Consider the following 11,477-nt stretch of genomic DNA (forward strand, 5'->3'; position numbering starts at 1 on the left):
CCAAGGATTTTTGAAGCTCTAACAGCATCTTCACCAAAAGTTTCATAAAAATCACCAACTCTAAACAATAAACAAGCATCAGGATATTTCCTTTTTATCTCGTTATATTGTTTCATTAATGGTGTTTCTTTGGCTGTTTTTTCTATAGATGACAAAGGATAGTGATTTTTAAAATGAGTTTACGAATTTAATTATTTAAATTGAAAATACACCATTAACATTTCATTTAATAAAAATTTAAGTATCATTATGACTGTTACTATTTTTTTTACTTAAATTTGCTTATATTTAATTAATAAATCAAAAAAAATGAAAAAAATATTACTATTTGCTATGTTGATTGTTTTTGGTGTAACATCATCAAATGCTCAAACTAAAGCTAAAGCAAAAAAAGCTAAAGCTACTAAAGTTGTAACTCCAAAAATTCCTAGTGTTGAAGGTGCTGGAATGGTTATAGAAAATGAAACTATTGATTATGGAAACATTCCTCACAATGCTGATGGAAATAGACAATTTGTAATTGTTAATAATGGTAACAAACCATTAATTATAACTAGTGCTACAGGATCTTGTGGATGTACTGTTCCAACAGCTCCAAAAGAACCAATTGCACCTGGAGCAAGAGCAGTAATTGGTGTAAAATATGCAACTGATAGAGTTGGTGCTTTTACAAAAAATGTAACTATAAAATCTAATGCAGTTCAAGGAGATACAAAAATCTTGACAATAAAAGGTACAGTTTTACCAGATACAACAACTCCTGCAGTTGAACCAGTAAAAAGCTAAACTAAAATATTTATATTTAGAGCTTCCAGAAATGGAAGCTTTTTTTTTGAATATCTTTGCCAAAATTAAATGCGAAATGCGAAAATTAGAAAACAGTGAGCTTGATAGAAAATCTATTGAAGACTTTAAAAAATCAGATAAAACTTCAATAATTATTGTTTTAGACGATATTAGAAGTTTACATAATATTGGTTCTGTATTTAGAACATCGGATGCATTTTTAATAGAAAAAATATATTTATGTGGCATAACTGCAACTCCTCCAAATAAAGAAATTCATAAAACCGCATTAGGCGCAACTGAAACCGTTGCTTGGGAACACAACAAAAACATTATAGAAGTTATTGAAAATTTAAAAAAAGATAATATAGAAGTTTATGCAATTGAACAAGTAGAAAACTCAATTTCGCTTGAATCATTTTGTCCAAAAAAAGACACAACATATGCTTTAGTTTTTGGAAACGAAGTTTATGGTGTTTCGCAAGAAGCAATTAAAATTTGTAATGGAAGCATAGAAATTCCGCAATTGGGAACTAAACATTCATTAAATATTTCTGTAAGTGCTGGAATTGTAATTTGGGATTTATTTCAGAAAATAAAAAACTAGCATATTTTTTTTTGAATTTCTTTTAATATCATAGTGTAATCTTCTTGATTTTTTAGAAAATCTTTTTCAGAAACATCAATAATCAATACGTTTAAATCTTTTTGAGTTTTAATATAATCTAAGTATCCATTATTTATCTTTTCTAGATATTCTGCTGGAATTTCTTGTTCATAAATTCTTCCTCTTCGCTTAATATTTTGAAGCAATCGTTCTGTGTTTTGATATAAATAAATATACAAATCTGGTTTTGGCATTTCTTTATAAATAATATCAAAAAGAGTTTTATACAATCTCACTTCGTCTTCTGCAAGAGTAACCTTTGCAAAAATTAATGATTTAAAAATATGATAATCGGCAACAATAAAATCTTTAAATAAATCAAATTGTGCTAAATCATCAGAAATTTGTTGGTATCTATCGGCAAGAAAAGACATTTCTAAAGGAAAAGCATACCTGTTTTGATCTTTATAAAATTTTGGCAAAAAAGGATTATCGGCAAATCTTTCTAAAACTGTTTTAGCATTAAAATCTTCTGCAATTTTAGTAACCAAAGTTGTTTTTCCTGCGCCAATATTACCTTCAACTGCAATGTAATTGAACTTATTTAATTTAATTATTTCTAATGGTGCATTTAATTTGGATATTTTTTTACAATTTCCTGTGTCGTTACAAATTTTTAAAATTTCTGAAATTGACTTTTGCAAAATTGGATGTATCCAAAAAGGCACAACTTCTTTCATTGGCAAAAGCACAAAAAGTCGATTTGCAAGATGTTTATGTGGAACTTGCAAAAACTCTTCTTCTATTATTTCATCATCAAATGCAATTATATCAATATCAATTATTCTAGACTGATATTCTTTACTTTCTGATCTAACACGGCCGAGTTTTTTTTCTAGTTTTAGAATGTTTTTTAAAAGTTTTTGAGCATTTTTATGAGTATGAACTAATACCACACAATTATAAAAAGAATCGCTATTAAAACCCCAAGAATCTGATTCATACAAAGAAGAAACTTTAATAATTGTTGCAACTTCATTATGTAATAAATCTATGCAACGCTCAATGTTTTCGAGACGATTGCCTTGATTACTACCTAAAGAAAGTATAACTTGATGTTGTTGATTCATATTTGTAAAATCTATTTTTTGGCACTCAAATATGGCATCGTTTTTTTTATTTTTGTTAATAACAAAACATATTTTGCTGGCGATTTCATATTTAGCAAAATAACTAAAAGAATTTTAGAATTGAAGTATATTTGTAACTTCTGTTGATAACTATTTTTATTAAAGAATAAGTAAATGGTTTGTAACAAATTAACTTTTATATATACTAATAAAGAAAATTAAACTTATGAAATTTTTAGGAAATGTGTTAGCAACTATAGTTGGACTATTTATTTTTTGCATGATTTTTTTCTTCGGAATATTGCTAATTGGTGCTATTGCTGGAAGTGGAGATTCTGATATTGTATCTGTAAAAAGTAATTCGGTTATTGAACTAGATTTATCGAAAATTGAACATGATTATGCCGGAAAAACAAATTATAATGACATGCCTTTTCTTAACGGAAAAGACAAACATGATGGTTTGTTTGATGTTTTAAAAGCTATAGAATATGCAAAAACTGACAACGATATAAAAGGAATTTCTATATTGAACAACAATTCTAATCTTGGAATTGCACAAACAAAAGCGTTGCGCGATGCTTTGGAAGATTTCAAAAAATCTAATAAATTTATATATTCTTATGCTGATGGTTATTCTCAAAAGGATTATTATTTAAATTCTGTTGCTAGTGAAATTTATTTAAACCCAATTGGAGAATTAGAATTTAAAGGATTGTCAGCCGAAATTATGTTTTTTAAAGATTTTCAAGAAAAATCGGGTTTAAAAATGGAAATAATTCGTCACGGAAAATACAAAAGTGCTGTTGAACCATTTTTAGAAAACAAAATGAGCGATGCTAATAGAGAACAAACTACACAATTATTGAGTTCAATATGGAATTCTGTAGTAAATGAAGTTGCTAAAAGTAGAAATATTTCTGTTACTAGATTAAATGAAATTGCCGAAGGACTTTTGGCAAGAACACCAGAAATGGCAAAAACCGAAAAACTAATTGACAAAATTGCTTATGAAGATGTATATCACAACGATATTAAAAAAGCATTAAAAGTTGATTTAGATGATGATTATGATAGCGTAACCATTGAAGACTATGCCGAAAAAGTTGCAACAACCTCTAAAGATTATAGTACTAAAGACAAAATTGCAATTATTTATGCTCAAGGCGAAATTGGCAATGGTGAAGGTGATATAAATATAATTGGAGAAGGTTCAATGAGAAGAGCATTGCAAGATGCAAGAAAAGATAAAAATATAAAATCAATAGTTTTAAGAATTAATAGTCCTGGAGGAAATGCTATGACATCTGAACTAATATGGAGAGAAATAGAATTAACTAAAAAGGTAAAACCAATAGTAGTTTCAATGGGAAATTATGCAGCTTCTGGAGGATATTATATTGCTTGTAATGCTAATAAAATTTTTGCTGAAGCCAACACAATTACTGGTTCTATTGGAGTTTTTGGAATGTTACCAAATTTTACAATTGCAGCAGATAAAATTGGTTTAGACATAGAACAAGTAAAAACGCATACTAATGCTTCTGGTTATAGTCCTTTTAAACCATTGGATGATAATTATCGTGCTTTTGCACAAGAAGGAGTTGAAACAATATATTCAACTTTTGTAAACCGTGTTGCTACAGGAAGAAAAATGACATTTGAACAAGTTGATGCTATTGGACAAGGTAGAGTTTGGAGCGGTCAAGATGCTTTAAAAATTGGTTTAGTCGATAAAATTGGTGGAATGGATGAAGCAATTAAAGAAGCTGCAAGACTCGGAAAAATAACAAAATATAAAACTGAAAATTTTCCAGAATACGAAAAAAGTTTTGAAGATATATTAGCCAATTTTGGTTTAGCACAATCAAGACAAAGTATTATTAAAGAAGAAATTGGTGAACAAAACTATAAAATACTTCAACAAATTAAACAAATGTCAACTCAAAAAGGTGTTCAAGCAAGAATGGCTTATGAGTTAAAAATAAACTAGCCAAAAAACAATTGGGTTAATTGTTTTTTAAATCTGTTCTCCGATGGTGAACAGATTTTTTTTGCACAATAGTAAATGTATAACTTTTTAAGATAATATTACAATCATAAAAGAAGGAAAAATACTAAATTTGTAATTATATAAAACTTAAAGGCAAGGTTTTTGCTTTTTTTATAAAATAATAAAGCTCAATATTATGGTAAAGAAAATATTAAAAATTGTTGGAGTAATCTTGCTACTACTTGTAGTTTCTGCATTTGCAATACCTTATTTATTTGAAGACCAAATAAAAGCTAAAATTGCAAAATCTATAAACCAAAATCTTGATGCAAAAGTTGCTTTTGAAGATGCTAATTTAAGTTTGTTTAAGAATTTTCCAAAAGCTAATGTTTCTATCGAAAAATTGTCAATTATAAATAAAGCGCCTTTTGCTGGAGATACTTTAGTTTCATTTGAAGAATTAAATCTAAAAATGTCTGTGATGCAACTCTTTAATGATGAAAACGAACCATTAAATATTGAAGGTATTTCGTCTAAAAACGGATTGATAAACATTATTTTCAATAAAGATGGAATTGCAAATTATGATATTGCATTAAAAAATAAAGACAATAAAACTGATGGAAAAAGCAAACCACTTGCTTTGAAAATTCAAGAATATGATGTTGAAAATTTCAAGTTTAAATATACCGATGAAATGGCTAATATTAATATGGTTATTGACAGCATAAATCATTCTGGAACAGGCGATTTTACTAACGATGTTTTAGATTTAAATACAAAAACAACAGCAAAACTATCCTTAAACATGGATAAGATGAATTATATGAACAATGTCTCGGTAACTTTGGATGCAGTACTTGGCATAGATTTAAAAAACAGCAAATATACTTTTAAAGAAAATAAAGCAAAAATCAATGAATTGCCATTAGAATTTAATGGATTTATTCAATTAGTTGATGCCGGACAAGAATATGATTTAAAATTTAAAACGCCAACTTCATCATTCAAAAACTTCTTAGGATTGATTCCTGCTGCTTATTCTAGCAGTTTGGATAATGTAAAAACATCTGGCGATTTTACTGTTGCTGGTTTTGCAAAAGGAATGTTAACGGATACAACTGTTCCAAAATTTAATATTGCAATTGCTTCCAACAATGCTTCTTTTCAATATCCTGATTTACGAAAATCGGTTAAAAATATTGTCATTGATACCAAAATCGTTAACGAAACTGGCTTGATGAATGACACTTATGTAAATTTAGATAAATTATCATTTTCTATAGATCAAGATGTTTTTAATGCCAAAGCAACTATTAAAAATGTTGCTACAAATGCTTTGGTTGACGCTGCACTAAAAGGAACAATAAATCTTGGAAACCTTTCTAAAGCATACCCAATAAAACTTGACAAACCTCTTTCTGGAATTTTAAATGCTGATGTAACTACAAAATTTGACATGCTATCTGTTGAAAAAAGTCAATATGAAAACATCAACAATGCAGGAACAATGAGTTTATCTGGTTTTAAATATGTTGATGAAAACGGAAAAGCAATGAACATAAGTAATGCCATGGTTCAGTTTAATCCTAGTCGTGTAAACTTGCAAGAATTTAAAGCAACAACTGGAAAAAGTGATATGAATGTTACCGGAGTTTTAGAAAATTTCTATGGTTTTGTATTTAGAAATCAAGAGTTGAAAGGTAATTTTAATTTAAACTCTAATCAAATTGCAGTATCAGATTTCATGACAACTTCTGATGCAACAAAAACCAAAGGTAAAACTGAGGCAATGAAAATTCCAGCTTTCTTGAATTGTTCTTTAACTGCTTCTGCAAATACAGTTTTATATGACAATTTAACTTTAAAAAATGTTACAGGAAAATTGATTGTAAAAGATCAAGCTGTAACTTTAGAGAATGTAAAAACAAATATTTTTGGAGGAAGTATCGGTGTAAACGGAATGGTTTCTACCAAAGAAAAAACACCAAAATTCAATATGAATCTTGGATTAAATCAAGTTGATATCGCTCAAACATTTACTCAATTGGATATGTTGAAAGAAATAGCACCAATTGCAGGAATTATTAACGGAAAATTAAATTCGACCATAAAACTTTCAGGAAATCTTGATGCCAATGAAATGACACCCGATTTGAAAACTATTTCAGGTGACTTACTTGGGCAATTGCTTTCTACAACAGTAAACTCTAGTAATTCTACTTTGTTGAATGCTTTAGATTCTAATATAAATTTTATAGATATAAAAAAATTAAATTTAAATGATTTAAAAGCTGCTTTAACTTTTAAAGACGGAAAAGTAACCGTAAAACCATTTGATTTAAAATACCAAGACATAAAAGTTACCGTTGGTGGCACACATGGATTTGACCAATTGATGAATTATAATTTAAAATTTGATGTTCCAGCCAAATATTTAGGCAAAGATATCAATGCTTTAATTGCAAAATTAACTCCGGAAAACGCGGCAAAATTTGAAACAATACCAATAAATGCAATACTTGGAGGTTCATTTACAACACCCAAAATAAATACTGATATTAAAGCCGCAACAACAACTTTGGTAAATAACCTGGTAAAACAACAAAAAGAACAATTGATAGGAAAAGGCACAACTGCACTTGGAAATTTGATTGATAAAAATAAAAAACCAGGCGATACAACAAAAACTAAAATTCCTGTAACCAAAGAAGAAGTAAAAGAAAAAGCTAAGGAAGAAGTAAAAACCAAAGCCAAAGATTTGCTTAATGGTTTGTTCAAGAAAAAAGAAAAACCTAAAGAAACTACTGCACCTTAATATTTAAAAAAACCAAAACCCTTTCCTAACCTGAAAGTATTTTGGTTTTTACATCATAATTAAAGCTTCTTCTGGAGATAGAATCAACAAATCACTTTTTTTGTAATCTTTAGAATTTTTTGTAATTATGGCATCTATCTTTTTAGATTTTGCAGAAAAATATTGTATTGCATCTTCAAAATCTTTAAAATCTGAATCTAACGCTAAAGAAATTATTTTTTTGGTAACCTCTGTAGTTTCAATAAATGATTCCAATTGTTTTAAAATTAAAATTGTTTTATTGTGAGACGAAGTGCTTTTTCTTATATAGTAATAAATTGTTGCAAACGATAAAGCTGAAATATATAATTTCACATTTCCTTTATTTCCTTTTTCAAAGATTAGCTTTCCATAATCTGAAAATGGTTTTCTATCTATTAAAACATCAATAACAATATTGGTGTCTAAAAAAAAATGTTTCATTATTTATATTTTTTATAAATCTCATCTGAAACCACTTTTTTATAATCTAATTCTTCATCAATTGGTTTTATACATCCAACCAAATTCATGACTTTTTCAGAAATATCATCTTCATTAATTTCTTTTTTTTCGAGTAATGATTTTAAATAATTTTCTATTAAACCAGATAAAGTTTTTCCTTTTTTCTTAGCCAAAGTTTTTGCTTCTTTGATAACTATTTCATCAAGAGATAAGGTTAATTTAGTATTCATATACGTATATTTTAAAAAACAAATATACGTAAATTTATAATATGTAATTAAAAATCAAACAAATCTGAAACATTAATTTGAAGTGCATCTACAATTTTCATCATGGTACTAATTTTCATTTCTTGCCTGCCTTTTATATACTTTCTTAAGTTTTCTACATCTAAGCCACAATCATGAGCAACATCTCGTTGTTTCAATTTTTTTTCTAAAATAATTTTACCCATTTTAATTCCAACATTTATAACAATTTGAGGAATTTCCTTTTTTCTTATAGCTTTCATAACGATTACCAAATTATTGAAAATCGATTTTATATAAGTGATTGTTTACAATCGGGTGTTTGTAACCGATTTTTTTATACATTTGATTTAGTTATTTAAATTATTAACCAACAAACCAAATGCTTATGAAACATTTATTAAAAAAGTTTTTATTTTTATTCTATTTTTATTTGGCAACATTTTTGTATTATAGTTGCACACAAGAGAAAGAATACATAACTGGACAAAATCGAATTAATTTTGATTTAAAAGAAAAATCATTGAAAGAAGCACTCGACATGCCAATTTTTAGTACTGCTTACAGTAAATTGACTAAGAAAAAATTTAGTTCAACTACTTCTGAAACTGCGAGAACTGCACTCGAATATCAATTTGGGTTTACTATTGTGCCAGATGAACCAGTTAGGATAATTACAAAACCTGACGGAACCGTACTTTTTACAATTCTTATAGAAAGAGAGGTGAAAGAGGAAAAGAAATTTGAAAACCTCATGATTAAAGTAAAGGATGATGAAACAACGGCTGCAATTTTCAAATATACTATGAATCAAAAAGGAATAAAAACTGAAAGTAATCATTATTTTGTTGATGAAATAACAAATTCAGAATTTACGGATTTAAATATAGATCAAAAGATTTTTATTAATACTGGTGGCGAAATTTGTTTTGAATATTACAATGTTATTTGTGATGACACAAGTGGAGGTGATCCTGCAGGTCATACAGCATATGCTTATTGTATTTCGCATAATACTGCTTATGTAGCTTTATTGACCACATGTATAAATGATGGTGGTGGTAATAATCCTGGAACAAATCCACCAGATGGTTCTATAACTGTAACAACTGGTGGTGTTACTCCTTATGAACCACTTGAAACTCTTGTACTTCCTTGTCATACTGCTAATTGTATAGATAGCACACTAAAACCATGTGATTTAATAAATCAAGTTAACACAAAATTCCCGATGTTAAAAACAAGTTTATTAGCATTGAAAGGTACAACTTCTCAAACTCATGAAAATGGAATGTTTATTGATAATACTGCAACTAGCGCAACTATAAATCCTATACAAAACATACCAGCAGGTGTAGGCGGAATGATAAATCTTAATGATTCACCTCCACATCCTTATGTAGTGATTGCTCACACTCATGATGCTCTCGGTAATGGTCAAGGAACATATTCAGTATTTTCGATGGATGATTTAGCTAAACTTGCTAAATTGGCAAATAATAATCAAATAGATAGTGAAACATTATTTTATTTAGCCACAGCAGATGGTACGCAATATGTATTAACATTTAATGATATTGATAAACTAAAAGATTTTTTTGGAAATACTTCAAATACAACTGTAGGTGTAGGATTTAATAGTGCAAAATTTAAAAAAATAAGCGAAATTACAGATAAATATTATTACCCAGTTAAAGGTAAAATTCAAGCTAATTTAACAAGTACAAGTAATGAAAATGATTTAATAGCTTTTTTAGAATTGCTAAAAGAGGCAGATTTAGGAATTAAAATGTATGAGATTACACCAGATTTCATTACCTATAAAAAAGTTTCTTTACAAAAAACAGGTAGTGTAATTAGTGTTAAGCGTGAAAATTGTAACTAAATTAAATAAAAAATTATGAAATATATAAAATTAACAATTTGCTTAATATTAAGTTTAAATATTAATGCTCAAGAAATTGTAAACTTAAACCTTTGGAATCAATTACCAGATGATACAGGTAAATACTATGCCGATTTAGACAACAATTTTGATTATTTTATTGGTACTTGGGAGTATCAAAATGGGAATCAAACTTTTCAAATTATCTTATCGAAAGTCACTCAAGAACCTTATTATGATGAAGTTTCTCCAAAATTTTATGCAGATGGAATTGAAGGACATTTTAAAATGATATTAAATAAAGATTTGCCCAATGAAAGCATATTGTATCGCTCAGACAAAAAAATTGGTAATACAAATGATGATTGGCCAAATGTTATACGAGGAAAGGCATTTGATAGTACATCCTTGTATGGTGAGATACATGATAACTCAGGTGTATTTGACAATGAATATCCAATGGGAGTTAGAGGGAATATGATCATGACAATAAGTGCTGGAAGTTCACCGCCAACTGCTTCATGGGTTATAACCTTGCCGCAAGGTATGTATGGTTTTACTCAACCTAAAACTTTTATTATACCAACAAATATAATTCTCACTAAAGTAAATTAATTTCAAAAAGCTGTCCATAAAAAGACAGCTTTTTTATTAAATTTGATTGATGAAAAAAATAAATATTTTTATATTGCTTATACTTGTTGTGACTTGTAAAGCACAAACAATTGTTAATATCAATACTTATAATAATGGAAATAATTATGGTAAATACTTTAAAGATATTGATAATAATTTTCAAAGTTTTATTGGTACTTGGGAAAGTATTAATGGTAATATTACTTTTAGAGTTGTTCTATCTAAAGACGAACAAATGCCTATGGGAAGTCCAGTAAAATATTATATGGATAGAATTGGTGGTAGTTTTCAAATAATCGAAAATGCAAATATGCCAAACGAGATAATAATCCATGACTCAATAAAATATTATTCAATAAGTAATACAACAACTAATAGTGTAATATATGCAGCGAGCTATGGTTCAAATACTCTTGGAGGTCATATGGAAAATAATTGTGCAAATAATGGCGATGATTTTATTACGGGTTTTTTAAAAATGAATATAATAAATCCAACAAGTTTACCATTACAAGTACAATGGAATATCAAAACTAGACCACTCCAAGCACAGGAAACTTTTAATATTCCAATAAATGTAATTTTAACAAAAGTTGATTAATCACAAATTAAATTAATTTCCAAAAGCTGTTCGTTATTGAACAGCTTTTTTATTAAATTTGATGGATGAAAAATTTATTTATACTATTATTTATTACCAATACCCTAGTTTATTCTCAAACAGAAGTAATTGAAGGTTTACATTCAGGTTATATGTTAGAAGACTTACCAGTTGGAAGTTATATAAAAGATATTGATGGCGAACTAGATAAGTTTAACGGGATATGGCGTTGGACAAATGGAAATCAAGTATTAACTTTTGTTTTAGAGAAAAAAACTCAAGTGCTTGAC

At 27.9% G+C, this 11,477-nt stretch carries 13 protein-coding genes; 8 read left to right on the top strand and 5 right to left on the bottom strand.

Annotated elements, in window-relative coordinates; genetic code table 11:
- Positions 1 to 116: hypothetical protein (locus ACH2BO_RS07475; RefSeq protein ID WP_395044139.1), on the bottom strand; the 116-nt coding region annotated here is incomplete at its 3' end.
- A gap of 193 nt (positions 117 to 309) precedes the next feature.
- On the opposite strand from ACH2BO_RS07475, the gene ACH2BO_RS07480 reads away from it, so the two are divergent.
- Together ACH2BO_RS07480 and ACH2BO_RS07485 are read left to right on the top strand one after the other, a co-directional pair.
- Positions 310 to 786 carry a DUF1573 domain-containing protein gene (locus ACH2BO_RS07480; RefSeq protein ID WP_395044127.1) on the top strand — a complete coding sequence of 159 codons (477 nt, stop codon included), beginning with the start codon at positions 310 to 312 and terminating at the stop codon, positions 784 to 786.
- A 76-nt stretch (positions 787 to 862) separates the two neighbouring features.
- The gene (locus ACH2BO_RS07485) at positions 863 to 1,393 is read left to right on the top strand and encodes an RNA methyltransferase (protein WP_395044128.1); all 531 of its coding nucleotides are present in this window, start codon (positions 863 to 865) and stop codon (positions 1,391 to 1,393) included.
- Here the strand turns inward: ACH2BO_RS07485 and folK are convergent.
- On the bottom strand, positions 1,390 to 2,523 hold the full coding sequence (folK, locus tag ACH2BO_RS07490; RefSeq protein ID WP_395044129.1) for a 2-amino-4-hydroxy-6-hydroxymethyldihydropteridine diphosphokinase: 1,134 nt from the start codon (positions 2,521 to 2,523) through the stop codon (positions 1,390 to 1,392). The genes ACH2BO_RS07485 and folK overlap by 4 nt on opposite strands.
- A gap of 226 nt (positions 2,524 to 2,749) precedes the next feature.
- Here folK and sppA point away from each other — a divergent pair, with 226 nt between their 5' ends.
- Positions 2,750 to 4,516 (top strand): signal peptide peptidase SppA, encoded by a 1,767-nt coding sequence (gene sppA / locus ACH2BO_RS07495; RefSeq protein ID WP_395044130.1) that lies wholly within the window; start codon positions 2,750 to 2,752, stop codon positions 4,514 to 4,516.
- A gap of 196 nt (positions 4,517 to 4,712) precedes the next feature.
- The gene (locus tag ACH2BO_RS07500) at positions 4,713 to 7,334 is read left to right on the top strand and encodes an AsmA-like C-terminal region-containing protein (RefSeq protein ID WP_395044131.1); all 2,622 of its coding nucleotides are present in this window, start codon (positions 4,713 to 4,715) and stop codon (positions 7,332 to 7,334) included.
- Positions 7,335 to 7,382: 48 nt separating this feature from the next.
- Here the strand turns inward: ACH2BO_RS07500 and ACH2BO_RS07505 are convergent, their stop codons facing one another.
- From ACH2BO_RS07505 to ACH2BO_RS07515, 3 genes are read right to left on the bottom strand one after another with little or no spacing between them, the layout of a single operon-like run.
- Positions 7,383 to 7,796: a type II toxin-antitoxin system VapC family toxin gene (locus tag ACH2BO_RS07505; RefSeq protein ID WP_395044132.1), complete on the bottom strand. Its 414-nt coding sequence runs from the start codon at positions 7,794 to 7,796 to the stop codon at positions 7,383 to 7,385.
- Positions 7,796 to 8,047: a DUF6364 family protein gene (locus ACH2BO_RS07510; protein ID WP_395044133.1), complete on the bottom strand. Its 252-nt coding sequence runs from the start codon at positions 8,045 to 8,047 to the stop codon at positions 7,796 to 7,798. Before ACH2BO_RS07510 ends, ACH2BO_RS07505 begins: the two co-directional genes overlap by 1 nt.
- Before the next feature lie 47 nt (positions 8,048 to 8,094).
- A complete protein-coding gene (locus ACH2BO_RS07515; RefSeq protein WP_395044134.1) occupies positions 8,095 to 8,328 on the bottom strand; it encodes a helix-turn-helix domain-containing protein in 234 nt (77 codons plus the stop codon).
- Between the two features lie 125 nt (positions 8,329 to 8,453).
- Here ACH2BO_RS07515 and ACH2BO_RS07520 point away from each other — a divergent pair, with 125 nt between their 5' ends.
- The 4 genes from ACH2BO_RS07520 to ACH2BO_RS07535 all read left to right on the top strand — a co-directional run.
- Positions 8,454 to 9,950 (top strand): hypothetical protein, encoded by a 1,497-nt coding sequence (locus ACH2BO_RS07520; protein ID WP_395044135.1) that lies wholly within the window; start codon positions 8,454 to 8,456, stop codon positions 9,948 to 9,950.
- A gap of 15 nt (positions 9,951 to 9,965) precedes the next feature.
- A complete protein-coding gene (locus tag ACH2BO_RS07525; RefSeq protein ID WP_395044136.1) occupies positions 9,966 to 10,565 on the top strand; it encodes a DUF6705 family protein in 600 nt (199 codons plus the stop codon).
- Between the two features lie 49 nt (positions 10,566 to 10,614).
- Entirely contained in the window at positions 10,615 to 11,187 is a 573-nt protein-coding gene (locus ACH2BO_RS07530) for a DUF6705 family protein (protein ID WP_395044137.1), read from the top strand.
- 65 nt (positions 11,188 to 11,252) lie between these two features.
- Positions 11,253 to 11,477: DUF6705 family protein (locus ACH2BO_RS07535; protein ID WP_395044138.1), on the top strand; the 225-nt coding region annotated here is incomplete at its 3' end.

This window comes from Flavobacterium sp. (assembly GCF_043773265.1).
Taxonomy (GTDB): Bacteria; Bacteroidota; Bacteroidia; order Flavobacteriales; family Flavobacteriaceae; genus Flavobacterium.

Excerpts from the sequence above, each read along its gene's own strand:
- ACH2BO_RS07480 (WP_395044127.1), top strand. The coding sequence starts at position 310 with ATGAAAAAAATATTACTATTTGCTATGTTGATTGTTTTTGGTGTAACA.
- ACH2BO_RS07485 (WP_395044128.1), top strand. The coding sequence starts at position 863 with ATGCGAAAATTAGAAAACAGTGAGCTTGATAGAAAATCTATTGAAGAC.
- folK (WP_395044129.1), bottom strand. The coding sequence starts at position 2,523 with ATGAATCAACAACATCAAGTTATACTTTCTTTAGGTAGTAATCAAGGC.
- sppA (WP_395044130.1), top strand. The coding sequence starts at position 2,750 with ATGAAATTTTTAGGAAATGTGTTAGCAACTATAGTTGGACTATTTATT.
- ACH2BO_RS07500 (WP_395044131.1), top strand. The coding sequence starts at position 4,713 with ATGGTAAAGAAAATATTAAAAATTGTTGGAGTAATCTTGCTACTACTT.
- ACH2BO_RS07505 (WP_395044132.1), bottom strand. The coding sequence starts at position 7,796 with ATGAAACATTTTTTTTTAGACACCAATATTGTTATTGATGTTTTAATA.
- ACH2BO_RS07510 (WP_395044133.1), bottom strand. The coding sequence starts at position 8,047 with ATGAATACTAAATTAACCTTATCTCTTGATGAAATAGTTATCAAAGAA.
- ACH2BO_RS07515 (WP_395044134.1), bottom strand. The coding sequence starts at position 8,328 with ATGAAAGCTATAAGAAAAAAGGAAATTCCTCAAATTGTTATAAATGTT.
- ACH2BO_RS07520 (WP_395044135.1), top strand. The coding sequence starts at position 8,454 with ATGAAACATTTATTAAAAAAGTTTTTATTTTTATTCTATTTTTATTTG.
- ACH2BO_RS07525 (WP_395044136.1), top strand. The coding sequence starts at position 9,966 with ATGAAATATATAAAATTAACAATTTGCTTAATATTAAGTTTAAATATT.
- ACH2BO_RS07530 (WP_395044137.1), top strand. The coding sequence starts at position 10,615 with ATGAAAAAAATAAATATTTTTATATTGCTTATACTTGTTGTGACTTGT.